The sequence below is a fragment of the Vibrio glycogenivorans genome (assembly GCF_051660965.1).
In the GTDB taxonomy this organism is placed as follows: Bacteria; Pseudomonadota; Gammaproteobacteria; order Enterobacterales; family Vibrionaceae; genus Vibrio.
The window spans coordinates 60,183-85,819 of the sequence record NZ_JBPVIS010000012.1; the positions used below are offsets into that span (position 1 = coordinate 60,183).

The following is a 25,637-nucleotide window of genomic DNA, read 5'->3' on the forward strand; positions in this document are numbered from 1 at the left end:
TATCACTCGTTGTCATCTCGAGCGTTTAATTTTGTAGGAAGTAGCTGTAGGCAACGTCCTCAAATTCTTTGATATCCTCATGCCCATGCTCGGGATAGATCAGGATATTCTTATCGCTAGTCACCTGATCAAACACCGCCATCTGCGTTTTAGGTGGACAAACATCATCTTGCATCGTCACTGCACCGAGCAACGAATTGCAAAGCAGCGGCGCAAAATTTTGCACATCGATGTAATCGAGCGCTGATAACACGGTTTCGCGCGTTGTCTGAGCGGCATCATTAAATTTGAAATATTGATTGATTTCAAAATAGGGAGAGTTAGTTAAATGCATGTCGATAACAGAGGCAAAGTCTGCCAAAAAAGGGTGAACCGATACGGTTTTGCTGATTTTTTGCGACAGCACCGCCGCCACGATCGATAGCGCACCACCTTGAGAGGTGCCGTAGGTGTACATTCGGCTCGGGTCAATCGTTGGCATGTTTGAAACCAGCGACACCAGTTGATAACAATCTTGGTAAACTCGCTTAAAATGCAGGTTCTGTGCACCCTGTTCAATCCCTCGCATGAGTTGACCGAAATTGTCCCGAGCCAGCCGTTCTTCTCCCATCATAGACCGCCCTTGCTGACCGCGAACATCCATAGCAAAAACACTAAAGCCTGCCGAGGCCCATCTCATCAACTGGCTCCACGATGGCGATGCCTCTCCATAGCCATGAAACACAAATATCACCGGACACGGCGAAGACTCACTTTCCCAACTCTGAACGTATTTAGCGTATATTTGACCACCATTCACACCACTGAAGCGAAGTTCACGACATTTGTGTACTGGGTGATTAAAGCTTGCCTCAGAGATCTGATAGTCCGATCGCAGCGCGTCGACCTCAGCTTTAGCGGCTTGCCAAAACTGGGAAAAATCCATCTCTTGTCGATGGTTACCCATGTGGCAATGGATGTGAGTTATTGGCTGTTTGGTCATGTTCATCGTCTCCCCCCTGCCAACAAATTACTCGGTTAAGGGGCAAATGTATTGTCACTGACGTGCAAGGAGTTGACTCTAATTGACGTTTGAAGGGGATTGTGACCGCAATCACGGACAGATTTTATGTGGAATGGGATAACAAACGCTCTCAAATAACTACGTCTCAAATAACAACGTCTCAAATAACAACGATTGCCCAATGGAAGCCAAAAGCGAAATTCACTTTGATCAAGAGCGCCATCTGAATAAACTGCGCTACTCAAGCCGCCTGTTTGACAATCCCTATCATTTTCATGATTCCGTAGAGATTGCGTATATTATCCAAGGTAGCGGTACATTAATCTCAGGTAAGGAAGTGTTTCATTATCAACCCAACGATCTGATTTTTATCTCGTCTAAACTGCCCCACCGCTTTATCACTGATAATCAATCAAGCTGGGCGACCTCCCTGCTGGTTCAGTTTTCACCAGATCTCTTTAGTGAGGCATTGTTATCACTGGATGCGTTTAAATCACTTAATAAGCTGTTAAACAACCAGTGGTGTACCTTCATTAAATCCACTCAAGATAAAGAGTTGCTGCAGCACATGGAGACACTCATTGAGACAGAGTCGAGTGAGGTGATGTCGAGCCTGATAGCCGTTCTCGAGTATATAGCCAAGGATTTAGACTCCTACTCGACTCAAGAAGATGGCCAATATACTTTTGAAGTCAGTCGGGTAGATCCGGTGCTCACCTGGCTAAGATCCAATTACCGTCAAGAGATCACCACCACGCAGCTCGCAAAAATTGTCAGCATGGATACATCATCGTTTTGCCGCCAGTTTAAATCCGCGACTGGGATGACAGTACGTGAATACACCAATCAGTTGCGTATTACCGACGCGTACTCCCAACTTATTAGCACCAACCGCTCGATAAGCGATATTGCCTTTGACGTTGGTTACGCCTCATCGCCAGTGTTTTGCCGGAATTTTAGAAAAGTATTTGGTGTGTCAGCCACGACGGTGCGCCAATGCTATTTATAGTATTGCTTGGGCTTGCTATTGCATTATGACCAAATGTTAATTACAGGGGTGACCAAAATCTTGAGTAATGGGCTCGAGATTTACGATGTAATCCATCCCAAGTCTTCCGGGGATAATGCAAGCTTGAAGCTGTGTGTTCACGGGGTAATCATAGTATTTTCTTCGCACTTGGGCGGTTGAAGCCCCATTCGAAATCACCAGCAAATCTGCATTATTTTTACGTGGGATCACCTTGATAACCTGAACCTGACTCACGTAGGCACTCGCGGTATCACCCATTTTGTTGAACTTTGATGGAAAATAGACACATGCCCAGATCAAAATTAAGAACACCGCTGCTCTGAGAAAATTATTTTTGTCATAAGGTTGGGATGAGTACGGGCGAAAAGCATTGTGTGTTGAGCGACGATTTTTCAAGTGTCTAGCTAGGGATAATAACCCATAGAGAAAAATGAAAAACACACCAAAAATTGACACATATTCTTCATTAAACACACCATGGTTGATAGCATCACTAATAAGGAACGGCAAAAAAGGTAACACTAAACAACCTATGATCTCTCTTAGTTTGAGATTGAAACTATAAATAAGATCACTTAATTTCCTATTACCTCGATAACCTCTATCAACACTAGAACTACCCCATCGTTTAAACATCACAACTACCAAACAACACCTATATGTCCAAGTAACGGACATACTAAACCATTATTTATACATCCACCATAAAGATAAAACAGTAGTTTAAAAAACAGACAGAACGTTTTTTTCTCGTCAACACCATGGACTCAACAGAGCTAATCGTCTCTGCATCCCTGACTTCTGCGCAAAATCAGTATCGTGACTAACCAAACACCTTTAGCTAACCGAGAGAACTTAACGCAAGTTTGACCGCATAGAAATCCACCCTATCAATTGAAGCAACCTACTAGCTTAGGCAAGGCTGTAATTAAGTATGAATAGAGGCTGTGTTTAAGGTGTGCTCGCATAGTAGCAATAACTCTATCGCACTATAGGGGAAGTGAGAAAATGGTGCCCAAGCCAACCTAGGCTGCTCGGGCACTCTTTATCAAAATTAATCAACCCATATATCTGTTGAAGCAAATTTCGTCTTCAGGAACTCCCCATGGGCTCGGAGCGCATTGACATCGTCAGTCAACAACTCGCCAAGGATCTCTTCCAGTGCCTTGTCGAGAATGACCAACTGTTCAACTAGCTCATCTCGTGAGGTTTTTCCACTTTGTAGCGTATGAAAACGTGCATAAGCGGGAGGCAGTCGCAAGTAACTCGATAACATATCGGGCAAATACGTGGTAATGACCTGTTTGACCGTATGGACATCATGATTAAAGACGGCCATGCGTTCCATTAAGGGCAATATCTGATCCACCTTATTGCGGATGTTTTCCAGTGGTTGCTTCACTTGATCTGAAAGACGCTCTTTCGCATTATCCAGCAGCCTGTTGAGTTGCATAGATAATTCATCTGCATCCATCTGATGACTGAGTTCAACCTTTAGTGCTTTGTTTTCGGGTGTGAGCAATACGCCCACACCATAGCTACCCACTACAATAAACAACCACCAGTTAGCGATGAGGCCAACAAAAAAAGCAAGCAGTGCCAGTAACCCCAAACAGCAGCCCACTAAGTGGGGCGTGCTGTAGAGATAGAGCATCAACTTTTGCTGCTTTGAACGAGGCATTATTGATAGCCCCGAATTTGCTTCATCACATAGGTTAACGAGTGCTTACGGGCATCAAAATTTCGCCCACCGGTGATCTCTGACACCCGGGTCATTTCACGCTCGTTCGACTCGCCAAACAGGATTGGGAAGGTACGTACATTCGCGAGATCTTGTTCCTGCTGTGCATACCAATCTTGGAAATGCCGGAGCGTACGGCCATGATTGTTGTCGCCATCAGTCATCAGTACGATTGAGAACATACGATCTGAATCCTCTTTGGCTTTCATCTCAGCGATTTCGTAAGCTTTGATCAACGCATCATAAATCGCGGTTCCACGATTTGCATTCAAACCATTGACGTAGTCTTTAATTTCTTGCAATGACTCGTCGCCCTCGACCTCAAAGAACGCCGGAGCCATCACACGATCATTAAATGGGATCATTATGACATGTTCGCGATGACGGAATTGAGTGAACTGACCACTGACACTGGTATCATTGCCCGATAGGCTTAGCAGTGCAGAGCGAAGTTGATCCATGCGTCCATCCCAGTTCATTGACCCGCTCAAATCTAGAACAAAAATAGACGTATTCGGCTTTTTGTGTTCGTTGAGGTAGCTAAACAACAGCTCATTTACGGTGTCAATGTCTGCAGGAAAAGGCAGCTCCATTAAATAGCGCTGTGAGAAGCTGCTGTTCAGCTTCACAGCTGGTACAACCGGTCTACGGAATGTCTCATCCATAAGCCACTGCTGTGTCTCTTCCGACTTTAGGTAGTCGACAAGTAAATCAAAGGCATCACGCTTTTGTTCATTGATCAGCAACAGTGGGTAATCTGCGGTCACCACACCGTCAGTCGGATAGACGGGAATCAGCTTTTCCTCTAGCTCATTAGATTGGTTCATCGAAAGGATCACACTCTCGTAGTTGAACAAACCAGCCAGAGTATCTTGGTCGCGAACATACGCCTCAGCCAACCAACCAGAGCTGCCAGATACCAGCGCCTGACCACTGAAAAATGCCTCGAGTTTTTCAGTATCTAATGACTCGACGGTAATCACATCACTAGAGTTTGAGAACGCCGCCTGCACGCCAAGCACTGCGGAAAAACCAGAGTTGGATGCGGTAGGATCGGTCATTCCATAATTGAACTCACCACTGCGGGTCTTTTCGGCAATATCCGCCCAAGTAACAGGCTTACTGTCCCAGCCCCACTGTTTCGCTAAGCTCTCTTTAACAGCCGGTATCACCGGTGACAAGCCAATACGCTCTGAAGCCTGAATCACTTTGTCATTGCCTTGCAGCAAGCTTAAGTATTTCGCGTGCGAGAACCAAGCAAGATCGTAGTCCTCACCGCTAACCAGAGCTTCTGCACCGTCAAGCGTACCTATGTACTTGAACTCAATCGAGATCCCGGTTTTATTGCGAATGTCACCTAATTTGGGCTCTAAATCCGCAAGCTCAGAACCCGCGAGTATGGTGATGGTTTGTTGAACACGCGGCGCTTCACTATTACAGCCATTGATAAGCAATAGGCAGCTCAACGATACTAGCGCCAAGCCAATTTTCTTAAACATTGTTGATTCCTTAAATATTCAGCGCTGGTGCAACGGAGTTTGGATTACTAGACTCTGATGCCACCTGAGCCAAGAATGGTTTGGACTTTTCTAGTCCCTCAGTCAGCACATTGACACTTTCTTTCATATTGTTCAGCGCTTCGGCCTTATAGGTAGAGATATCTTCAAACGTCGCATAGATATCGCTAAATGCGCTTTGAAGCTTATCAAGATCAATGGTTGTGCTGCTCGCCTGCTGATGAATTTCAGATGCCTGCTGGCGTAACATGCTTGCGGTTCCTGCCACTAAGTCACCCGTCGTCTTGTTGAGCGCGTTAATCTGATCCAACACCAGTTTCTGATTACTCAGGGCTTGGGCAACAATCACCGCTGTGCGCAGAGCGCTGACTGTGGTCGAGGTTGCGCGGTCAACACCTTTGATTAGCTCGAGATTGTTTTTGCGCACCAGATCAAGGGCAAGATAGCCTTGAACGGTGGTCGCCATTTGAGTGAGAAGATCTTGAACCTTCTGGCGGACATAAAACAAAACCTCATCACGCACAACGCGGGCTTTTTCTGGATCTTGGCTTTCAAGCGCCGCTACTTGGCTCTCTAGCTGCTTGTCCAGCTCTTTACCCATGTAGATGTAGCCTTCAATTTTACCCATCAGTGCCCACAACTCGGCCTTTTCGATCTCAATCGCGCTATTGTCTTTGCGCAGTTCATCTTGTCCGTTAAGCAAGCCTTCGATAATGGCATTGATATGCGCCTGCGAAGACTGATACTTACGAAAATACGCTTTAAGATGATTACCGTAAGGGATCAAGCCGAGTAGTTTTCTCGGCGACAACAAGCTTGCCCCCTGTTTGCTTGGGTCAAGATCCTCAATGGTGTCTCGCAAATCGATGAGCTTTAATCCCACCGGTGATGTATCACCCAAATTACTGGTTGCGGCAGCAGGACGCGCCAAGAAGCGATTCGACATGCCCGCCGCCTGCCTAATCTCCTGATTGCCCATAGCATGAACGGCATCTACCTGGCTTTTAAAGTCCTGGTCCATAATCGACTTTTCGACGATAGTCTTGGTCACCAAACTGGCCTTCACTAACAGGTTTTCTTTTTGATCATCTGTTAGCGGAACCATTCCCGCTGCTTTTTCTTTCTCAACCACTGGCACGGCTGCCGGTGGTGTCAGGGTAATTTCGGCCATAGCCATTTCCTTACAACTTTTTAGTCAATCTATTTTTTTAGTGGGTGGGAGTACCGACAACTGAGTCGATCATATATTCCAGCAATTCAAATGTCGGTGGCTCGATAACATTGAACAGCTGCGATGGAATAGTGACGTCATTTTCAGCGATGAACTCGCGGAATAAAGCGACATTTTGCGGACGCATACCATAACGCACCGCCATACGTTGAATATCCTCATCATCAACCAACGCTTGCCCTAAGCGCTCTCCCTCTGGCGACAGGGGTAAAAATACATGGCGTGAGAAAATGGTCGGCTCTGGGTATAGCAGTACCATGTCGTCGGTCAACGCTGAGTTTGGCTTAACCATCTCCTCGATAAACTGAGATTCATACATCATCAACATAGAAACCGCCCCAGGTCCCATATTGAGATAAGATTGAAACGGAATCGCGGATGATTGCTCGGTAAAACCTTGTCGCGCAAATAACGCCTTTAACTCATCTAATTGCTTATCTGCCTGCCCACGGTTCTGCACAACTTGACTGTCGTTTAGAATATAACTGGCCAAAGAAAGATACATTGCCGCACTGTTTGAGCGACTGACATCCGTGGTAGTAACCAAAATTGACTTATTGACCGGGAATGCCTCGCTGTCCTCAAGTTCATTCCATCGAGTACGCGATATAATGAGCTCAAATAGCTTATTCATATCCAGCGCATAGTAGCCTGCTGGCTTTTTCTCAACGATCCCATTATTAATAAGAACTTCCGCAATAGGCTCCCAACTTGCAATCACCATTGGACTGTGAAACGCATTAATTGCATTTCTGATATTGTGCTCTTCTCTTATTTTTTGAGCGGCTGGCGACCCAGCGGGAAACGCAAAGTCGTAATTGGCTAAATCATAATTCGCAATCTCACGCGAGCCTGCACTCTCTACACGTGCACTAACCTGCTGTTTAGCCAACAAATCAGTAGTCTCTTCATCGCGGAAAAAGGGCAGTTTTTCTGAACCAGAAACACCCCTAACCTCAACTGTATTTCGCTTAGCAGATTGCTCATCAGCCGACATATATATGGCTGCACCCACACCAATAACCAACAACGCTGTTGTTATTTTGGCAGCAATTTTCATTAGGTATTCCTTTTACTTGCAAGTATTAATAACTATCGATATTTCTTAAAACAAGACGACGTAAACCTCCTGTTGATTAACCAGACCAGAAAGAAGTTAGATTAAATATTTATGACAGATTTTTTACGATAGCTAATAATTAACTTAACTCTTAGCTACCTAATCGTTCGCATCGCTGTACTATCAAAGCAAAGTACTGAACCTCGGACGTGTAATTTGATAAGGTAAATTACAATCATGGAGGGTAACGACATAACACATCAAAATAATGGTTAATTTTTGTCCGAGCAATTAGCTCACCCTATTGGAGTTATTGAGCTGTTAAATTTAAAGAGGAAAGGATGGGAATTTAGATGTAAAGTTAACCACTAGAAGGAAAAGTTAAGTCAAATCTAAGGAATAATTTCATTCAAAGCTTGGTAAAAATGATAGGTATAAAAAAGTTAGTAGCATTTATAACTCCTAGCTTAGTTAGATTACTTATCTTGCATGCATGATGCATCAACTACGAAACCGTGTTCACGCAAACTAGATATCACTGTTTATAAAGACACCCATATTTACGCTAAAGAACAATACCGTCCTATCGAATCAACAACGGTACGGGATACTGAATAGAAAAAGAGTCAAATATCAGACCAAAGCTATCATTAGAAGCATATTTCTGGTTATTGGGCAGTATTGTGCAAAAAGCTCGTCACCACTGCACTCATCAGCGGAAAGTCGAGCTTGATAAATGGACAGCTAAGCCGCTTTAAAGCATCGCCTGGCAACTCTAACGCCTTGCATCCGCTGCAAGCCGTGATGTCGCTGATATTGACGCAGAGACTTTTCACCGCCGATAGGTCCGGTGAACTCTTTTTCAAGCGAAATAATCAGAGATCCCCACACCGCTTCATCAATTCCTAATCTAGACAGAATCGGTGGCTGGAACTCAGCTATTGCCCCAGGTTTGTCTTCGCGTATAGCGCGACCACTGAAATCCACCAGTGACAGGTAATCTTCAAGCCGGAACGGCAGTCCTTCAGGCATATCCTGTCTAGGGTCACCGACAAAGGGGAATAAGGCTTCTGGTTGGCGCGGGTTGCAGCCGTCAGAGTCCTGAAGCGTATCCACCCTCGCCTTGATGCTGGTATATTCTGACTCTTCAGGGGTTCGCGCTATCTGGGCACGGACCGGGTTTAAATCGACATAGGCCATACAGGCCACTAAAGCGGCTTCGTCAAGCAGCGCTTGTGATTTAAAACGCCCTTCCCAAAATCGACCAGTGCACCCCTCTTCTCTGTTCGCTTGACGGGCTATGGTCTCATTGAGACTACGCATAAACCAGCTGATGTCATACAGACGCTGACGATAAACCTCAACAATATCCATAACCGCTTTCAATGACGCATCATCAAGCTGCTCCCCACTAAGATAGCGAGTGGTGAGCAATGTTCCTTTGTGCAATTGATGCCAGCGCTCCAAGACCTCATTCGCACTCCAGCCCAGAGCCGTTACCTGATTAACATGCAGCACCACGTGAGTATGATTACTCATCACCGCATACGAACAAACATCAATCGCGAACACACGCGCCAACTTAAGCAGACGCGCTTCAACCCAACCCCGCCGATGTTCATAACTCTTGCCGGTAATCTCATCAACGCCACATAAGTAGGCTCTGCGCACACAGCGCGAAACACAGTGATAGTAGGCCGTATCATCCAGACTAACTTGTTCAGAGCGAGCTTTGGGCATCGTGATTCTCCTAAGGCTTGAGCACTACTTCAGTGTAGGATAGGGTCGATAACTTCACCAGTATTATGGGTGTCATGATATATTCAATATATCACAGACAAGTGCTGTGTATCCACATTGAGGTTTGAACGGGTGCTCTATGAGAGTGTAATTTGGCGCTGCACCCCTGACTCCTGGGCAAAATCAGCATCATGACTGACCAAAATAAAGCCACCACGGTAGTTGGCGAGCGCCTGTGCCAGCATCTGTTTCGACGTCAAATCAAGATGGTTATCGGGCTCATCGAGCAATAGCAATGGCTGACTGGGTTGGTGGCTAACTATCAGCATCGAAAGCTTCATCTTCTCACCGCCACTCAGAACGCTTCCGGGGCGAAAGACGCTGTCTCGGCGAAAACCAATCCCAGCTAACAGCGTTCGTGCATCTGACTCGTTCATTCCCTCACAGTAATGCATCAGGTTGTCGAGCATCGACAGCTCTGAGCGGATCAGCGCAAAGTGTTGGTCGAGGTAGTATAACGGTGTATTGACTTGTAACTCGCCACTTTGCAGTGAAAACTGACCTAATAGGGTTTTAAGCAGTGTAGATTTACCGCATCCATTACGGCCTTCTAAATGCACTTTATCCAGAGCATTAACCTGCATTGTAATGGGCTGAGATTGACCAAATAGCAATCTAACTTGTCGCATAAAAATCGCTTTTCTCGCTCGCGGCTCAGCGTCTGCCAGATACAGTGTTTGGCTTTTATTCTGCTCCTTACGGAGCGTTAAGCCTTGTGACTTATCTTGCAGTTGCTCACGGCGATGCTGCTGGTTTTTATTGCGATTCGATGCGCTTGCCGTGGACTTGTTCTTCTTGCTATCAAGCAAAATTTTGGCTTGGCTGCCCTCTTTACGCAGCTTGTTTCCCTGTGCCGCTCGTTGCTGCGCTTTTTCTCGGTTGCGCTGCGCTTGCTTTTCTAGGTGTTTGCTTTGTCGCTCAACACTGGCTAATTGCCTCTCAACAGCCTGCTGCTCGGCGTGCTTTTGCTCAGCATAGGTATCGTAGTTACCACCAAAGGTTTGTAAACCCAAACTCGATAGCTCCCAAATCTCGTCCATCTCGCGCAGCAGCGCTCGATCATGACTGATGAGTAATATCGCGCCTGAGAACTGACGCATAGACGCTATCAGCCACTGCTTAGCATCGGCATCAAGGTGATTAGATGGCTCGTCGAGAATCAGCAGTGGCACTTGGCTGTCAAATAACCGCCACAGCTGCAATCGGGCTAACTGCCCACCACTCAGCTGGGCACAAGCAAAGTCAGGCTCGGGTGGCAAGCCCATTTCATCGAGTTGCCGAGCGAGTTGATTGGCTAGGTCCCACTGCTCACCCACTATCTCGAACCAATGCTCCGAGCAGTCTCCCGATTCAATCTTATTGATCGCGGCCAGCACGTGGTCTAGTCCTAAGTATTGAGCAATAGATTCCGTGCCCGACAACAACTCAGAGCGCTGCTGGCGATAGACGGCAAATGCGAGTGGCTGAGTAACGGAGCCGCCGGAGGGCTCTCGCTCACCACAGAGTATCGATGCTAGCACTGATTTACCGACACCATTGCGTCCAACGAGCCCTACTCGTTGCCGGTTCATAACGCACGATAGCGGCCCAAATAGCCTCTCGCCGTTGTCAAATTGATGATAAATATTGTAAGCCTGTAAAAATGGCATACTTTGCCTCCTGCGTGACAGGGACAATAACCGCAGCTTGATATAAATAGAGATTAAATCAGTGCAATGACTCGTTAGCAATTCGCTGATAAAGATGAGTTTCCACTTAAAGAAACCACTCAACGCGAGTATTGTGCATGCAAAGAAGTATCGGTAAGTGAGCTACGCCTACTAACCCTGTAAATCCAAAAAATAGAATGCGAATGGATGACAGGTTTAGTGATTCATATCGGCGTAATCTCCTCAAGAAGTGATGCGCAAATGCTAGGCGATTTAATCAACAACCGTCAAGATCTTTTGCTTTCTTTGATTCAAAAGTGATATCCACATTGACCAAATCGCGATTACCGAAGTGCAGCAACTACCATAAACCTCTTGTTTACTAGTTCATTATCACCTGCATGTAAATCAATGACCTATATGCCATTTGCTAAACAAACACGAGTTTGACATGCAAATAAGGTTATTGTAACTTCATTGCCTAGACGGATTGTTAGTAACCACAAGGAGGCCATAATGATATTCACTGTAAAATGGAATTTTCGCATTTTTGCCTCAGCGGATAGGATCCGCCGCTCAGCGTAATATACAGAAATAGCTCTCTTAGCTCTTTCACGCTTGACGGTACTTGTAACTAACGTATCCGTGTCCTTATTGGCCGCGGAAAATTGCGGCTAGTACTGAGAGCAAGTCACCGAAAACACTCTCCGTAATGCTAGCCTCCATTTTTACATGGAGACGTACACTCGTGTGTATGTTACTTAGCAAATGAATTCTCTGTCTCTTTCAAAACAGGTTTTGAGCATAGCCATTCCTGTATCCTTAAAAATATTTCTCGATATGGCCATGGTGCTGATCGACCTATTTATGATTGGCCAGCTTGGCGCCGCCGAGCTCACTGCCGTGGGCATGGGTCTGGTTTTACTCTCAGGTTCAATTGGGGTACTCGATAACCTCTTTGCGACCGGGGGTGGCATACTCGTTGCCCGCTTTATTGGCGCAAGCAATCCGCAAAACGCCACCAATGTCCTTGGGGCAATGTTTGTTATTGCGCTGCCGCTATCAATTCTTAGCGCGTTAGCAGTTCCGTTTGTAGCAGACTTGTATTTACTGCTACAAACAACGCCACAAGTAGCGGAGCTCGGTGGTTTGTATTTTGGCACCTTGCTCGCAGGCTCACTGTTTGTTTATCTCGACGTTCTGCTGTTTACGTATTTTGTCTCGATTGGTAACAGCAAGCTGCCGATGAAAATCAAGATCATCAGTTTAGGTTTGAATATCATTTTCAATTACGTGTTTATCTTTGGTCACTTTGGCGCACCAGCGCTCGGTGTGCAAGGGGCTGCGCTGGGAACTATTATCGCGACAGTATTTAGTGTGGGTTTGTATCTCGTTGTCATTCAATGTACTAGTGCCTATTCGATGCAGATTGAATGTGCGCTGAAATATGTCAAAGACATCCTCAAGCTTGGCATTCCCTCAATGATCGAAAACCTGACCTTTCAATTAAGTTGGCTGCTGGTCATATCACTGATCAACCATTATGCTGCCTCGGTTGCAGCGGGTTTTCAGATTGGTTATCGCGTTGAGAGTATTGCCTTTCTGCCAGGGCTTGGGACGGCTGCGGCAGCGACTACGCTGGTCAGTCGATTTATCGGTGCCAATCAACCTGACAAGGTCGATAAGGTTGTTCGGGTGACCGCCAGAGTGACTTGCGTCTTTATGGGTGTTATCGGCTTACTTATGGCCCTCGCTCCCGAATCATTTGCGCGGCTATTTGCCAATCAACCGGACGTCATCAATGACGCCGCACTCTATATCCGCATCATTGGTTTAGCTCAAATCCCACTGGGTCTGCAGTTTGTTTATACCGCAGCGCTAAGAGGACTTGGCGACATATCAAAAACCGCGCTGATCAAGATCGTGCTTCTATGGTTCAATATTGTCCTGCCTAGTTGGGTAGTCGTTCAATTGGGGTTAGACGTTGTTTGGCTATTTAGTGTAATTGCACTGGCAAATATCGTGGATGCGGGTGTGTTTATGGCTCGATTTAGATACTTGCGCTCTACTAATATGATTACACAGACCTAAATCCCGTTCTAAAAACACCGGGTAGCCTGTCTTCGTTCACAGGTTACCCGTTAAAGGGACACTTATTAGCTTAAGTACTGGCGAGCGAGCTCTGGAATTTTCGCTAGCAGATGGGCTATCACTGGGTTGGTCTCATGCTCAAAGCTATAAAACAACACAATACTGCTCGAGAACGCCTGCAGTAACTCTTGAGTGGGAAGCTGTCGCAATTGGCCTTGCGCAACATAGCCCTCGGCGTCTTCCACATTCAGTAGCCCCCAGCCACCCTGCTCGAGTAACTTGACCATCAAGTCAACATTACTCACGACCTGGATTTGACCAGACACCTCAAACACTTTAAGGACGCTTTGGGGCGTATTTTCAATCAGCCACTGAGGTTCACTCACCAACTGGGAAAGGCTGACGGCTTGGTGCTCAAACAACCTGCTGCTCGGGTGCGCATATCCAGCATATTGCGATGCGCCAAGGTTGGTCACCCCGACTTTCGCTGGTGCCGTCGTCCCTCCTCCGAGCAATGAGAGCATCAATTGGGCTTGCCCTTTTTCTAACGCGGTAAAGCTCTCATCGCGATTACGATGCAGCCAATGAACCTGTAGCCATGGCGCTTTCTCCTTAATACAGGCGTTCACAGCTTGCAATAATGAGTGTGGGATCAGCGTATCGTAATGGATGGTCAGCTCGGTTAATTGCGCATTGCAGGCTGACCAGGCCACCTGTTCAAAATCATCCACTTGCTTACTAATATTTCGTGCTCTTGGATAGAGGTAACGACCCAGCTCAGTGGCAACGGCTTTTTTCCCGCGAATTTCAAACAAAGGCAAACCAATCGTATCCTCAATCGTCAGCACCCGCTCACGCACTGTGGTTCGGTCTTTGTTTAGGCTGCGCGCCGCCGCGCTATAACTCTGATGCTCGTAAACGGCGCGAAAACAGTTAATTTGTTCGAGAGTGATCACTTGTTTTACCTCAATGAACGTAAAGCACCAACATAATGCCTGTGTTTGTTGGCCTGTAGTTTACGTATAGTAATCAGTAAATTCAACGTGCAACAAAAAAGAGAAAACAATGAAAAAAACTCTGATTGCAGGCTTGGTAGCACTGGGTCTGACCTCTGGCGTATCAGCAACGGTTATGGATACCGTACCGGCGGCACCTGAAAAACAAGCCACATTGATGAACTGGGGTGCGCAACCCTTTAACCACTGGACCTTCCGTAACGTAGGTATTCAGCCTAATGTAATGGTGCCGCGCGGTGGCGACATCGTTAAGATCCCTGAAGCAATTAACTCAGATATTGCCAATATTCGTTTTGAATATGAGGGTGAGGAAATTACCCTGCGTCAGGCGATGATCAACGACCACACCGATGGCTTTGTCGTCGTGCACAAGGGCGAGATTATCTACGAAGAGTACTTCAATGAATTTACTGAGCGCGACCACCACCTTTGGGCATCTTCAACAAAATCCTTAACCGGCCAGTTGATGGGCCTATTGGTTGAGCAGGGCAAAGTCGACGTTGATGCAAAAGTTGAGAGCTACATCCCTGAGCTAAAGGGCAAGCACTTTGGTCAGCGCACGGTGCGTGAAGTGCTCAATATGGTTACAGCACTGGATTACTCCGAAGACTATGAAAACATGGTCCCAGGCGCAATGGTCACTGAGTACTTTAGTCGCGTTGGATTTGCCCCTGCAATCCAGTACTACGGCATTGATCCTACCAAGGATGACACCCCTCGTGGCCTACTTGAGTTCGCCCCGATGTTCACCCAAAACCCAGATTTGGAGCCAGGCTACAAATTCGAGTACCACTCTCCTAACGTCGACGTGATTGGTTGGATCATTAGCCGCGTTTCAGGACAACCGCTGCAAACCTTTATTGCTGACAACGTATGGAACAAACTCGGCGTTGAGCATGATGCCTTCTACTGGACCGATCCGTCATTTAACCCAATTGCCACTGGCGGTTTCAACACTACGCTGCGTGACTTTGCTCGTGTGGGTATGGCGATAGCCAACGACGGTAAATACAACGGTGAGCAAGTGTTTGCTAAAGATTGGGTCAAGGATACGTTTGCACTTACCGATGAAGAACGCCTACATACTGAGCGCAGCATTTACAAAGTGGAAGGCGCTGCAGCTTACGACCCACAACTAGAAGGCTATAAGAACTACATGTGGGTTCACGACAGTGAGAAAGGCATTGGTACCTTCCGCGGCGTGTTTGGTCAGGTGATGTACATCAACCAAGAGCAGGATTTGGTGATTGCTAGCTTCTCTTCCGCCGCCTCAGCATCCAATGCTAGACGCACTGAGAACAAGGTTCGCATGATCTCTCACGATGCGGTTGCCGAGCATCTGAAGTAATATCTGCGAAAAATATGTCTTTATGAGCCAGATGAATGACTTATAAGCTCGTCTGGCTCATTGCCCTCACCTTTAACTGTTAAATGTAAATTATTTGTTACAGCGTAAAGTGTACAGAATTTACACCTGATAATTGTCGCCATTCATGTCTAGACATAGGCTTGAGGTAAACAAACCTATCTCGGTGGCGACATGACTCACTATGTATCCAAGCCTGTTGATCAGCACGGCAATCTTGATTGGAGCACTGAAGAAGACCAAATCTGGCAGGATTTAGTCTCTCGGCAACTACCTTTAGTCAAGCAGAGTGCGTGTAAAGAGTACATTCGAGGATTGAAGTTACTTAACCTACCAGGCGACCGAGCCCCGCAACTCACTGAGATAAACCATGTATTGCTCAACGAGACCGGCTGGCAGGTCGAAGCAGTTCCAGCGCTGATCGACTTTGATCGCTTCTTTGCCCTCCTGGCGCAGCGCAAATTCCCCGTTGCCACTTTTCTTCGCTCACGAGCTGAGTTCGATTATGTGCAAGAGCCCGACTTCTTCCACGAGATCTTTGGCCACTGCGCCATGCTCACCAACCCAGAGTTTGCCGAATTTACCCATACCTACGGCCAGCTTGGCCATCACGCCGACTCAAAACAGCGCAGTTACCTGGCTCGCTTGTACTGGTTTACCGTTGAGTTTGGCCTCGTTGAGCAACATGGGCAGCTCAAGATCTATGGTGGCGGCATTTTATCCTCCCCGGGTGAGACGCGCTACGCACTAGAAGATCACCGGCCAGCGCGTCAGGCATTCGAGCTCAATACTGTGCTGCGAACTCCTTATCGAATCGACATTATGCAGCCAACCTATTTTGTATTAAAAGAGATTCAGCAGCTCTATGCCCTGAGCCCTCAGCAGCTGACTGAGCAAGTTAACCAAGCCATGAACGCTGGCTTATTAGCACCGCCTTTCTAAACTCTAATCAGTACTAATGTTACCAAGGAAGAGAAACTATGCTAAATGAACTCCGCTGTGAAGCCTGCACCAGCGAGGCGACCGCCTTAACGGCTCAAGAGCAACAAACACTGTTAAACCAAATCGATCATTGGAAGATCGTGGTAAGAGACGGTATCCCGCAACTGGAAAAGCAGTTCACTTTCAAGAGCTTCAAAGCCGCTTGGGCATTCTCTAACCTAATCGCACAATTAGCAGAAGATGAGTTTCATCATCCCGCGATCTTATTAGAGTGGGGAAAAGTCACCGTCACTTGGTGGAGCCATAAAATTAAGGGGCTGCATCGGAATGATTTTATTTGCGCGGCCAAATGCGACCAGTTACTCGAGTCACAACAGTGATGGCCTTCGGTAAATAGAGAGCCTCTGAGATTGAATTCTTAACGTCTAAATCAATGCCTCGCCAGAGGCGCTATCAGTTCTTCCCTTTGCCATTTCAAGTGATGAAGTGGCAAAGGGGAATCTAGCTCACAAGCTAAGTCAGTTTCAAACGCCGAACCACAACAGCGATTAACCTGCTGATCTTGCCTGTGTAAAATGCTATCAGCGCCAATCCTTGGCTACTATGAATTCTAAACAGCTAACCATCTCACGACTCTGCACGAGCGACTAGGTAGAAAGGCAAGGTCAGTAAACCGATTGTCAAACCATAGAATAAAGGCAAAAGAGAAACTGATAAGCCAAACGACAGAGCTGCTGCTGGGTCGTCGTATGAGGCGGATAAATTGACTATAAGGCCCATTAAAAATCCGAGCAGACCACTTAACATTGAACCCCAAAATATACCGGCAATAGAGGTGCGACGTGAGTGTCTCGATCCGACTAGCCCAGCTAAGTACGTAGGGACCAGCACGAAGTAAAGACTGATGAGATCAACATAGGCAGTCAGTCCATTTTGCGACGCAAATAGAAAGATCACAATCAAAACTGGAACAATATACAGGATTGGGAATAGTTTCTTGATCATATTCGCCCCAACGGCCAAGCATGGTTTCGCCTAGATTCGAGGACAACTTTTGTGATGAGGATGGGTACAGACATAGCAGTTTTCACATAAATTATAGTTGCCTACAATTTACCATTTTTCAAAGTTTTTATTCGTCGGAATTAGGCTTCTTTTTAACTAATTAGCTAGTTAAAATATACTTTTCCCATCCTATCCCCACTGAAATCAGGGTATGAGTTAGGCAGTGAATTATTAGCTATTCCTATAGAGACATCCATAATTATGCTACTACGTTGTTAAGGCCTCCGATAATTATTCTGCCAACAATACTAGGGGCTATGCCATAATCATGCCAATTGACACCCTTCCACACGTGATATAACCTTCGTCTGATTTTTAACCTTTTCTACGGAGGCTCTTGCAATGATTATTACTAAAAAAACTACTTCTTTAACGCGTCCTTACTGCATTTTGGGGCAATTTCTGGCCCAGTAGTATGTTGTGAGGATGGCAATTAAATCATTGTCGGAATTACAAAAATGTTTAAAAAAATTGATACTGCAACCACAAAACCTGCCGTTTGGTCTGAATATACTGCTGATGTTCTTTGGACTGATAAGCATATTGCTAGTCAAATGCTGGCTTTCCACTTGAACCCAGATTTGAGCCTTGCCTCGCGAACGGCTTCCTTCATCGAAGAATCTGTCGGATGGCTGGTTTCTGAGTTTAAGTTAGGCGAAGACTCAAAAGTCATCGATTTTGGTTGTGGTCCGGGCCTGTATACCCATCGTTTAAAACAAAATGGGGTTGGTACCGTTGTTGGTTTGGATTTCTCTGAGAACTCCTTGATGTACGCAAAAGAGCAAGCAAAGCAAGCTGGCCTTGCCGTCGAGTACAACTATGGAAACTACCTAGAGTACAGCGACCCACGTAAGTTTGATTTGATCACCTTAGTGATGTGTGACTTGTGCGCTTTGAATCCAGAACAACGTTCAAAACTGTATCGGAAATTTAAGTCTCTACTTGCTCCCAATGGCTTGATTGCACTTGATGTTTATACCACAACCAGGTTTACCAAGCAAAATGAATCTCTTAGCCTAGAGAAAAACGCTATGAATGGCTTTTGGAGTGACAAGGACTACTGGTGCATTCAGTCTTCATTCAAATACGATGATGAGAAAGTCACCCTGGATAAGTATGTGATCGCTCAAGAAGATAAAGAGTGGACTGTACTTAACTGGCTTCAACACTTCACTATAGAAGACCTAAGCCAAGAATTGGCAGCTCATGGGCTTGAGATAAAGCGAACCTTCAGTGATCTAAGAGGCACACCGCTCTCTGATGGTGATGAGATGGCATTAGTGATCGGTCACAAATAACTGGCACTAGCCTTAAGGGGCAAGCGTTCCCCTTAAGGCTCTATATGTTGTTAACTAGTTATGCCCCCTGCAACTGCACCTAGAGATCACTAAGGTATAGCTGTTTTCTATTATTTGGGCTGGTGACCCGTCTTTTTGGCCAACTCTTGCATAGCTTCGGCAAACGTCGTTGTCCCGCCCTTGGCTTTAACTTGAACCACCTTATACCCCATCCTTTCTAACGCTTGTCGCTCTGCCACAACCGCTTTGTCGTTTTGCTGACTGCCCGGTACTGGCTGATGAATATAGCATCCTTCTAGTTGACCATCTTCAACCAGTTGGTGGTGTTTGAGTGCGTTGATATCAAAATCCATGGTAAGCCTTTTTGTTCAGAATTTGTCGGTACCTATCTAGAGCCGCAAATATAGATGCTCTATCTTTTGTCGCGTCATGCAGTTTAACCACAAAATGGGTATCCAAACACAGTAATCTAACGCGGTTTCATCAAGCAAGGTTAACCTCATCGCAGCTAATTTTTGCGTGCGCGACTTTGTCAGTCCAATTTGGGACAGATCAAATCCGGCCAAAATGGTGGTTAAAACGAGAGTAAGAAGAAAACTGAGATGGGATAAAGAAAGATTCGAGTCAGCGTAGTTGTCGCTGACTCAAGTGCATCGGTTGAGAGCCAGGCTTAGTCTTTATCTTGACGAAGTGCCGATTTGCGCTTGTTGCGCTCGACTTGGTTTTTAACAAAGCCCTCAAGCTCCTTTTCTCCCCATGCTTGCGCTTCAGCCTCAGTTTCGAAACCGGTTTGTCGCTTAGAAACAGTCGTTCTGCGTGATGAAACTTGGCGAACAATCTCAGCACACCAACCATTACGCTTCTCTGTTGTTTGGACTGTAAACTTTTTACTCTCAGACATATCTCGTTCTCTAAAATCTGTGCATGGCTTGGGCTAATCAATCTCATCCCAAGGACATAACCAACTCTAGCTAAGCTGGTTGGAAAATTATAGATAGCATCTGGTAATGACACCATCAATCAAAGGGGCGCCATTAAAGCACAGAAGTCTAAGTTAGGATAATTATTTATCAACAATAACTGCACGATCAAACCTCTAAGTGCACCCAGTTGAATATCCGCCGTAAAACCAGTATCTTACTAAAAGGTTTTCTTTCGAAGGGCGATTGAATGAGCAAGTGCAACCATCAATGCAAGAATTACAACGCCGATAGCGGCACCTGTAGCCTGATCGACCGCCACACTCATATCGAGCTGGACGCCTTGATGAACTCATCACCTGAAAATCTCGCCCACTTCTTACTTCACAATGACTGTGAGGGCGACTTTGCGTCTATGTATCAAAAATCGACAACGCACACATCGGAGTATCAGAAACCCAAAGTGCCTCAATAACCCTAAACATAGACTACCGATCTTGAGTGTTAGACAACTGGCTCACCTAAGATAAACACCCAGCCTAAAAAATTTCCTAATCCCGGCAGTTTACTGATGCCTTCTAAAATGATGTGGGCGACTTAATATCACGAGATGTCGCCCTTTAGGTCCAAGTTCGTAATTACTGCCTAATCAATTCAAACTTATCTAAATTCCATTGATAAGTTTGCTCACCGGCAGATAGCATAAAATTATGTACCCCGGCAGATATGTATACGTCTTGCGAAACTACAGATTGATAATTTGACCAAGAACCCGTGTTAGGCACTACTGTTGTCATCTTATAGTCGCCATCAACAAAGAAATTCACCGTTCTATCGGAATTTGGCGTTGCCATCAAATAATTCACACGATAGTAGCCAGAAACAGGAACTTGTATATCTTTATACGATACCCAGTCCTTGCCATTCACCCAATCTATACCGATGTCCGTAGCATTAACTCCATCATAACCGCCAGCGTCTGTCCCTGTCATACTGCCTGTCTTAGAGAAGTGCTGTGCTTCTATAACAATGGAGGGATTAAATTCATCAAATGAACGCTCTAACTTACTAGTAAAAGAGAATAATTGCAAAGCGACACTACTAATGTACCCACCATCATCTGCAAATTTCACCTCTATATTATTGGAAGTACTGAGCAATTCATATGGGACCGGTATTTCAAGCAAACCAAAGAAAGAACTTTTATCGGCTTGATCACTACCTCTGTAGTTCATTGTGGTATTTAAAGTGGTCCCATTCACTTTCACCGTTGGAACTCGACTTAGATCCAGGTCACGACCAACACCTAAACGAAGAGTCGCTTCACCGTGCTGAGCTAATGAAACATGGTTAATGTTAAAAATAGAGTAAACATTTGCATTGATCTTTTGCTTGAATTTATCAGAGTAGTACTTATTCTCTTGTACGGTATTTTGCTGTGAAATCGCAGAATCAAATACATACTCGAGTATAATCGTAGATTCTGGCTTCATAACCAAGTCAGGAGCACGTGATAAGTCAACACTAATTGAATCTAGCTTAGGTAAATCATCTTCGCCTAAATACAGTGATTGACCAGAAACACTTGCTATTGTATTAAAGTCTTTACCTAAAATATTAAGGCTGACTGTTTCACTTGTTTTTTGCAAATTATTTAAAATGACAAAAACTCGATTACCACTACCATAAGCATCTGCCTGTATATTAATGTTACTCTGTTTTGTCTCGATTCGGGTTCCACTTACCTTTGACCAAAGCTCGTAGAACTTTATGTAATCAGTCCAAACCCACTCACCTGTTGGGCTATAAGGTTCGTTGGCTTGCCTCATCATTCGTGAAGTGTAAGGTATATTCTCACCAGTTCTACCCCACTCTGCTTTTATCGGACCGAAAGGAACAGCTTTTATTATTTTGTCCGGTCTTTCTAAAAATTGCATTAGCATCGAGTTAAAAGAGGCAACATTGAGCCAGTCGCGGTATGGATTATATGGTGTCCCTTTCAGGTTATGGACTTGAGCGCCATATTCAGAAATTAAGAAAGGACGCTCTTTACCCTGTGAGCGACTGTACCCCTCTATCATATCCAAGGTTGCTTCAATATTTGCCCCGGTGCGATAATGTTCTCCACCTTGAAAGGCAGGTAGGTCATAAAGGTGAAGCGAGTAGAAATCCATTTCATCACCGGTTAGATCGATAAAATATTTCCAACGTTCATCCCACTGAGAAAAGTTGTTTTTTTCTAGCTCTGGAAATGCAGTCGTAAAGCCACCTACTTTTACATCAGGAACAAATTTGCGAACTTCGTTAGCTGCAGACAAATGGTATTGGAAAATATCATCAATGGTACCGCCACCATGCATCCCTTTATCAACAAGAGGCCAAACGGGCTCATTCATCAACTCTAAATATTTGGGTACTGGCCGACCTGTGTTGCCACCCGAGCCAAAATAGTCACGTAGGAAGCGCCCCATGAATTCACCTGTAGAATGCCCAAACGGAACCATAGAGGTGAATTCCCACCCCTTATTTGTTTGTGCTGATCCCGGATAAAATGGAACATCTTGAGCCGCTGTGATCAGACCACGATCGCGCTGTTCAAATTGTCGCCAGTTTCGGTTGTCTAGGGAGTTTTTATAATTATTTTTTACCTGGGTGCCAATTGTTGTCATACCGTAAGGATGAGCATACCCGGTTCTAGCAGGGTCCTCTGCAACCTGACCAACTTGATACCTCATCGAGCCAGTCTCTCTAGCAAAATATGTATCAAGCTGATTCAAAAGATAGTCTTTTTTATCTTCTTCACCATCCCAATCAGATTCAATATTGGCTGAATGCAGGACCATAAACTTTTCACGGTCAAATTCACTAATGCCACCAACTGTATGTTTAAAGTCTAGGTTTATATCTATCTTGGTATCAGCACTCACATATTGAGGCATTAAGCTGCCAATAACCACTGCGACACTTGATGCAATTAATGAGTGCTTAAAATATTTTGGTTTCATATTATTCCCTTTAATGAGCGAACAAAAAACAACCAAAAAGATATCAACTTAATACATAATCGTCACAATGGAGAACCAAAATCGTGCCACAGATCAACCAAATATTTACATCTGCGCAACACGAATGTAAATAACAGATGGTAAAGATGTAATAATTGCATATGAGTCAATCTATTATTACCAAAGCGAATTCTGTTGGTAGAGTAGATTTTAAGATCTTAAAACTAACCATAACGCTCTTTTGGTCTCTTGTTGGAGCCGTAACGCTTCTGACAGTCAACTGCTAGCCACCCTAGTATGGCTAACTTCTCATAATACAGCCCCGTTTTATCGGCAGGGTTAGCAGGAGAGAGCACTAAGCAAATGCCTCAGCCAACACCCGACGTGCAAGCTCAACTTTGCGCGGCTCGCGCGGCAGTTTCTTGCTCACCAGCGACAATACAAACTGGTAAGAAAGCAAGCTTGGCTGAATAATCCTCATTACTCCTTGGTTAAGCTCATCCTGGATATAACTCTGCGGCATGTAGCCCAAATACTTACCAGACATGATCATGGTTTTACGCATATCAAAGTGATAAGACTTGGCGCTTAATTGGAGCTTTTTAAGCTGCTCCCGACCATCGGGCGGAAGGTCTATGCCCGGATGGATGGTCGCTACTTTGGATAAGTACTCGGCACTGATTTCGCTATCCACCAGATCAAAAAATGGGTGTTTGCGCCCACAGCACAGATAGATTGGCTCACGGGAAAGGATGGTATCCTCGAGCCCTTCAATACTCTGGGATTGAGTCAACAATCCTACGTGAACTCTATCTTTGAGCAGTTGCTGCTCAATATTCGGCAAGGTATCACCGTCAAGCACGATATGCAGGTTGGGAGATTGATCGTGGATCTGTTCAATCGCTGTCGCGAGTTTCTGCTGCTTTTTACTATCGAGTTGATCAGAGCACATGATCACCAACTCGCCGCTCAAATCCTTACTCAGCGTACCCACCAGCAGCGAGAACTCATCAAGCGATTCAAATAGGTTAATGACCGCGTGATACACCATCTGCCCCTCTTCAGTGAGAGAGAAGCCCCCTCGACCTCGGCGACAGAGCTTGAGCTGCATTCTCGACTCAAGATTGGTCATATGCACGCTAATGGTAGAGCGCGTGATCCCCAACGCATTCTCAGCCGCCGAAAAGCCGCCATGCTCGACCACGGACACAAAGATCCGCAGCAAGCGTAAGTCATACTCAGTAACGGGTTTAGGGATAATCGAGCTTCTGCGCATGAACACTCCATTGTTTTATGCACGTCAAACATTGAGTTAATAGTTTGATATTTAAACCGATTCGAATTTAGTCTTCAATAGTCATGGGTGAATAAAGAGGTGAATAAAGGACGCGTATTATGAAGGACAACCAGCAATTTACACTGAATGACAGTCAACTTATCAAGCAATTTTCCTATATCAATGGCAGTTGGCACACCAGCGAGGCTCAACTTACTGTCGTTAACCCAGCCAACGGCTCGGTGATCACCCATGTCAGCGATGCTGGTGTTGTTGAAACTGAGCTCGCGGTTAAATCCGCAAAACAAGCGCTGGCGGCCTGGAGTCAGAAAACCGCCCAGCAGCGAGCCCAGTTGCTCAAAAGATGGCATCAATTGATGCTTGAGCACCAAGACGATCTGGCCTATATCCTCACCTTAGAGCAAGGCAAGCCGCTGGCTGAGGCCAAAGGCGAGATCAACTACGGTGCTGGTTTTATTGAATGGTTTGCCGAAGAGGCCACTCGTGCCTACGGTGACACGATTCCTGCGCCAGCCAATGACAAGCGTATCTTGGTGATTAAACAGCCTGTCGGCGTTGTGGCCGCGATTACCCCATGGAATTTTCCTAACGCGATGATCACGCGCAAAGCCGCGGCAGCACTCTCCGCTGGCTGTACCTTTGTCGTGCGCCCGGCGACACAAACGCCGTTATCAGCTCTGGCAGCGGCTGAACTCGCCGAGCGTGCGGGTATCCCTGCTGGCGTGTTTAATGTCGTAGTTGGCAGTGATGCACGCGGCATGGGTAAGGTGTTGACTCAGCATCCCGATATCGCCAAGTTCACCTTTACCGGTTCAACTCAGGTGGGTAAAGCGCTGATCAGTCAATGTGCCTCAACGGTCAAGAAAGTCTCCATGGAACTAGGTGGTAATGCGCCGTTAATCGTGTTTGATGACGCCGACATAGACGCCGCCGTTCAGGGCGCACTGAGCTCGAAATACCGCAATGCTGGGCAAACCTGCATCTGTACTAATCGCATTTTTGTCCATCAATCGATACTCGAGCAGTTTAGCGACAAGTTTATCGCCGCCGTTAGCAAGCTGCAGCTTGGTGATGGCACGCAGCCTGGGACAGAAATCGGACCGATGATCAGCGCCGATGCTGTCAGTGACGTTGAAACCCTAGTCAACGAATCACTCGCTGCAGGTGCTCAGCTCGCGCTGGGCGGTGAGCGCTCACCACTGGGCAATAGCTTTTATCTGCCTACCGTACTCACTGGCGTAACCAACTCAATGCCAGTAGCACGCAACGAGATCTTTGGCCCGGTCTCGCCGATCATCGCTTTCAACGATGACGATGAGGTCATCGCCATGGCTAACGATACCGAGTATGGGCTCGCAGCTTACTTCTACAGCCGTGACATCGGGCGAATTTGGCGCACCGCTGAAGCGCTCGAGTATGGCATGGTTGGCATTAACGACACCGCCATCTCTAATGTCTCTGCCCCATTTGGTGGTGTAAAACAATCTGGCTCAGGCCGTGAGGGCTCGAAGTATGGTCTTGATGAGTATATGGAGATCAAATACTTATGCATGGGCGGCCTCACTAAATAACCCAATTACACACATCACAACATCAGTGCTAAAGG

Annotated in this window: 21 protein-coding genes and 1 pseudogene; 8 read left to right on the forward strand and 14 right to left on the reverse strand. The window is 45.9% G+C overall.

Going from position 1 to position 25,637, the window contains the following annotated elements; genetic code table 11:
- Positions 1 to 25: 25 nt before the first annotated feature.
- Positions 26 to 988: an alpha/beta fold hydrolase gene (locus ACSTTG_RS19525; protein WP_438475890.1), complete on the reverse strand. Its 963-nt coding sequence runs from the start codon at positions 986 to 988 to the stop codon at positions 26 to 28.
- Positions 989 to 1,184: 196 nt separating this feature from the next.
- On the opposite strand from ACSTTG_RS19525, the gene ACSTTG_RS19530 reads away from it, so the two are divergent.
- On the forward strand, positions 1,185 to 2,012 hold the full coding sequence (locus tag ACSTTG_RS19530) for a helix-turn-helix domain-containing protein (protein WP_438475891.1): 828 nt from the start codon (positions 1,185 to 1,187) through the stop codon (positions 2,010 to 2,012).
- 36 nt (positions 2,013 to 2,048) lie between these two features.
- Here the strand turns inward: ACSTTG_RS19530 and ACSTTG_RS19535 are convergent, their stop codons facing one another.
- From ACSTTG_RS19535 to ACSTTG_RS19565, 7 genes are all read right to left on the reverse strand, one after another.
- Positions 2,049 to 2,669: a hypothetical protein gene (locus ACSTTG_RS19535; RefSeq protein ID WP_438475892.1), complete on the reverse strand. Its 621-nt coding sequence runs from the start codon at positions 2,667 to 2,669 to the stop codon at positions 2,049 to 2,051.
- A 418-nt stretch (positions 2,670 to 3,087) separates the two neighbouring features.
- Positions 3,088 to 3,714, reverse strand: coding sequence for a hypothetical protein (locus ACSTTG_RS19540; protein WP_438475893.1), 627 nt, complete (start codon positions 3,712 to 3,714; stop codon positions 3,088 to 3,090).
- Positions 3,714 to 5,273, reverse strand: coding sequence for a vWA domain-containing protein (locus ACSTTG_RS19545; RefSeq protein WP_438475894.1), 1,560 nt, complete (start codon positions 5,271 to 5,273; stop codon positions 3,714 to 3,716). Before ACSTTG_RS19545 ends, ACSTTG_RS19540 begins: the two co-directional genes overlap by 1 nt.
- Before the next feature lie 10 nt (positions 5,274 to 5,283).
- The gene (locus ACSTTG_RS19550; protein WP_438475895.1) at positions 5,284 to 6,462 is read right to left on the reverse strand and encodes a toxic anion resistance protein; all 1,179 of its coding nucleotides are present in this window, start codon (positions 6,460 to 6,462) and stop codon (positions 5,284 to 5,286) included.
- A gap of 37 nt (positions 6,463 to 6,499) precedes the next feature.
- Positions 6,500 to 7,582, reverse strand: a complete 1,083-nt coding sequence (locus ACSTTG_RS19555; protein ID WP_438457226.1) for a hypothetical protein — start codon at positions 7,580 to 7,582, stop codon at positions 6,500 to 6,502.
- A 744-nt stretch (positions 7,583 to 8,326) separates the two neighbouring features.
- Positions 8,327 to 9,322 carry a transposase gene (locus ACSTTG_RS19560; RefSeq protein WP_438475896.1) on the reverse strand — a complete coding sequence of 332 codons (996 nt, stop codon included), beginning with the start codon at positions 9,320 to 9,322 and terminating at the stop codon, positions 8,327 to 8,329.
- Positions 9,323 to 9,459: 137 nt separating this feature from the next.
- Complete coding sequence (locus ACSTTG_RS19565) at positions 9,460 to 11,031, reverse strand: ATP-binding cassette domain-containing protein (RefSeq protein WP_438475897.1); 1,572 nt, start codon at positions 11,029 to 11,031, stop codon at positions 9,460 to 9,462.
- Positions 11,032 to 11,799: 768 nt separating this feature from the next.
- Here ACSTTG_RS19565 and ACSTTG_RS19570 point away from each other — a divergent pair.
- Positions 11,800 to 13,122: an MATE family efflux transporter gene (locus ACSTTG_RS19570; RefSeq protein ID WP_438475898.1), complete on the forward strand. Its 1,323-nt coding sequence runs from the start codon at positions 11,800 to 11,802 to the stop codon at positions 13,120 to 13,122.
- A 65-nt stretch (positions 13,123 to 13,187) separates the two neighbouring features.
- Here the strand turns inward: ACSTTG_RS19570 and ACSTTG_RS19575 are convergent, their stop codons facing one another.
- Positions 13,188 to 14,078 (reverse strand): LysR family transcriptional regulator, encoded by an 891-nt coding sequence (locus tag ACSTTG_RS19575; RefSeq protein ID WP_438475899.1) that lies wholly within the window; start codon positions 14,076 to 14,078, stop codon positions 13,188 to 13,190.
- Positions 14,079 to 14,187: 109 nt separating this feature from the next.
- On the opposite strand from ACSTTG_RS19575, the gene ACSTTG_RS19580 reads away from it, so the two are divergent.
- The 3 genes from ACSTTG_RS19580 to ACSTTG_RS19590 all read left to right on the forward strand — a co-directional run bounded on the left by ACSTTG_RS19580 (position 14,188) and on the right by ACSTTG_RS19590 (position 16,826).
- Entirely contained in the window at positions 14,188 to 15,486 is a 1,299-nt protein-coding gene (locus ACSTTG_RS19580; protein WP_438475900.1) for a serine hydrolase domain-containing protein, read from the forward strand.
- A gap of 192 nt (positions 15,487 to 15,678) precedes the next feature.
- A complete protein-coding gene (gene phhA, locus ACSTTG_RS19585) occupies positions 15,679 to 16,446 on the forward strand; it encodes a phenylalanine 4-monooxygenase (RefSeq protein WP_438475901.1) in 768 nt (255 codons plus the stop codon).
- Between the two features lie 38 nt (positions 16,447 to 16,484).
- Positions 16,485 to 16,826, forward strand: a complete 342-nt coding sequence (locus ACSTTG_RS19590; protein WP_438475903.1) for a 4a-hydroxytetrahydrobiopterin dehydratase — start codon at positions 16,485 to 16,487, stop codon at positions 16,824 to 16,826.
- A gap of 247 nt (positions 16,827 to 17,073) precedes the next feature.
- On the opposite strand, the gene ACSTTG_RS19595 is transcribed toward ACSTTG_RS19590, so the two are convergent.
- Complete coding sequence (locus tag ACSTTG_RS19595; protein ID WP_438475904.1) at positions 17,074 to 17,451, reverse strand: MotA/TolQ/ExbB proton channel family protein; 378 nt, start codon at positions 17,449 to 17,451, stop codon at positions 17,074 to 17,076.
- A gap of 518 nt (positions 17,452 to 17,969) precedes the next feature.
- Here ACSTTG_RS19595 and ACSTTG_RS19600 point away from each other — a divergent pair.
- Positions 17,970 to 18,809, forward strand: coding sequence for a class I SAM-dependent methyltransferase (locus ACSTTG_RS19600; RefSeq protein WP_438475905.1), 840 nt, complete (start codon positions 17,970 to 17,972; stop codon positions 18,807 to 18,809).
- Positions 18,810 to 18,919: 110 nt separating this feature from the next.
- Here the strand turns inward: ACSTTG_RS19600 and ACSTTG_RS19605 are convergent, their stop codons facing one another.
- Both ACSTTG_RS19605 and ACSTTG_RS19610 read right to left on the reverse strand, forming a co-directional pair.
- On the reverse strand, positions 18,920 to 19,162 hold the full coding sequence (locus ACSTTG_RS19605) for a hypothetical protein (protein ID WP_438475906.1): 243 nt from the start codon (positions 19,160 to 19,162) through the stop codon (positions 18,920 to 18,922).
- 320 nt (positions 19,163 to 19,482) lie between these two features.
- Positions 19,483 to 19,710, reverse strand: a pseudogene (locus tag ACSTTG_RS19610) (DUF3622 domain-containing protein); the annotation flags it as partial.
- Positions 19,711 to 19,979: 269 nt separating this feature from the next.
- On the opposite strand from ACSTTG_RS19610, the gene ACSTTG_RS19615 reads away from it, so the two are divergent.
- Positions 19,980 to 20,204, forward strand: a complete 225-nt coding sequence (locus ACSTTG_RS19615) for a hypothetical protein (RefSeq protein WP_438475908.1) — start codon at positions 19,980 to 19,982, stop codon at positions 20,202 to 20,204.
- 163 nt (positions 20,205 to 20,367) lie between these two features.
- Here ACSTTG_RS19615 and ACSTTG_RS19620 read toward each other — a convergent pair whose 3' ends face one another.
- Positions 20,368 to 22,734 (reverse strand): carbohydrate-binding protein, encoded by a 2,367-nt coding sequence (locus tag ACSTTG_RS19620; RefSeq protein WP_438475909.1) that lies wholly within the window; start codon positions 22,732 to 22,734, stop codon positions 20,368 to 20,370.
- Between the two features lie 355 nt (positions 22,735 to 23,089).
- Complete coding sequence (locus tag ACSTTG_RS19625; RefSeq protein WP_438475910.1) at positions 23,090 to 24,010, reverse strand: LysR family transcriptional regulator; 921 nt, start codon at positions 24,008 to 24,010, stop codon at positions 23,090 to 23,092.
- Between the two features lie 119 nt (positions 24,011 to 24,129).
- On the opposite strand from ACSTTG_RS19625, the gene ACSTTG_RS19630 reads away from it, so the two are divergent.
- Positions 24,130 to 25,602 carry an NAD-dependent succinate-semialdehyde dehydrogenase gene (locus tag ACSTTG_RS19630; protein WP_438475911.1) on the forward strand — a complete coding sequence of 491 codons (1,473 nt, stop codon included), beginning with the start codon at positions 24,130 to 24,132 and terminating at the stop codon, positions 25,600 to 25,602.
- Positions 25,603 to 25,637: the final 35 nt, after the last annotated feature.

Excerpts from the sequence above, each read along its gene's own strand:
- ACSTTG_RS19595 (WP_438475904.1), bottom strand. The coding sequence starts at position 17,451 with ATGATCAAGAAACTATTCCCAATCCTGTATATTGTTCCAGTTTTGATT.
- ACSTTG_RS19560 (WP_438475896.1), bottom strand. The coding sequence starts at position 9,322 with ATGCCCAAAGCTCGCTCTGAACAAGTTAGTCTGGATGATACGGCCTAC.
- ACSTTG_RS19540 (WP_438475893.1), bottom strand. The coding sequence starts at position 3,714 with ATGCCTCGTTCAAAGCAGCAAAAGTTGATGCTCTATCTCTACAGCACG.
- ACSTTG_RS19570 (WP_438475898.1), top strand. The coding sequence starts at position 11,800 with ATGAATTCTCTGTCTCTTTCAAAACAGGTTTTGAGCATAGCCATTCCT.
- phhA (WP_438475901.1), top strand. The coding sequence starts at position 15,679 with ATGACTCACTATGTATCCAAGCCTGTTGATCAGCACGGCAATCTTGAT.
- ACSTTG_RS19565 (WP_438475897.1), bottom strand. The coding sequence starts at position 11,031 with ATGCCATTTTTACAGGCTTACAATATTTATCATCAATTTGACAACGGC.
- ACSTTG_RS19580 (WP_438475900.1), top strand. The coding sequence starts at position 14,188 with ATGAAAAAAACTCTGATTGCAGGCTTGGTAGCACTGGGTCTGACCTCT.
- ACSTTG_RS19555 (WP_438457226.1), bottom strand. The coding sequence starts at position 7,582 with ATGAAAATTGCTGCCAAAATAACAACAGCGTTGTTGGTTATTGGTGTG.
- ACSTTG_RS19535 (WP_438475892.1), bottom strand. The coding sequence starts at position 2,669 with ATGTTTAAACGATGGGGTAGTTCTAGTGTTGATAGAGGTTATCGAGGT.
- ACSTTG_RS19545 (WP_438475894.1), bottom strand. The coding sequence starts at position 5,273 with ATGTTTAAGAAAATTGGCTTGGCGCTAGTATCGTTGAGCTGCCTATTG.
- ACSTTG_RS19600 (WP_438475905.1), top strand. The coding sequence starts at position 17,970 with ATGTTTAAAAAAATTGATACTGCAACCACAAAACCTGCCGTTTGGTCT.
- ACSTTG_RS19605 (WP_438475906.1), bottom strand. The coding sequence starts at position 19,162 with ATGGATTTTGATATCAACGCACTCAAACACCACCAACTGGTTGAAGAT.
- ACSTTG_RS19530 (WP_438475891.1), top strand. The coding sequence starts at position 1,185 with ATGGAAGCCAAAAGCGAAATTCACTTTGATCAAGAGCGCCATCTGAAT.
- ACSTTG_RS19550 (WP_438475895.1), bottom strand. The coding sequence starts at position 6,462 with ATGGCCGAAATTACCCTGACACCACCGGCAGCCGTGCCAGTGGTTGAG.
- ACSTTG_RS19525 (WP_438475890.1), bottom strand. The coding sequence starts at position 988 with ATGAACATGACCAAACAGCCAATAACTCACATCCATTGCCACATGGGT.
- ACSTTG_RS19590 (WP_438475903.1), top strand. The coding sequence starts at position 16,485 with ATGCTAAATGAACTCCGCTGTGAAGCCTGCACCAGCGAGGCGACCGCC.
- ACSTTG_RS19625 (WP_438475910.1), bottom strand. The coding sequence starts at position 24,010 with ATGCGCAGAAGCTCGATTATCCCTAAACCCGTTACTGAGTATGACTTA.
- ACSTTG_RS19615 (WP_438475908.1), top strand. The coding sequence starts at position 19,980 with ATGAGCAAGTGCAACCATCAATGCAAGAATTACAACGCCGATAGCGGC.
- ACSTTG_RS19630 (WP_438475911.1), top strand. The coding sequence starts at position 24,130 with ATGAAGGACAACCAGCAATTTACACTGAATGACAGTCAACTTATCAAG.
- ACSTTG_RS19620 (WP_438475909.1), bottom strand. The coding sequence starts at position 22,734 with ATGAAACCAAAATATTTTAAGCACTCATTAATTGCATCAAGTGTCGCA.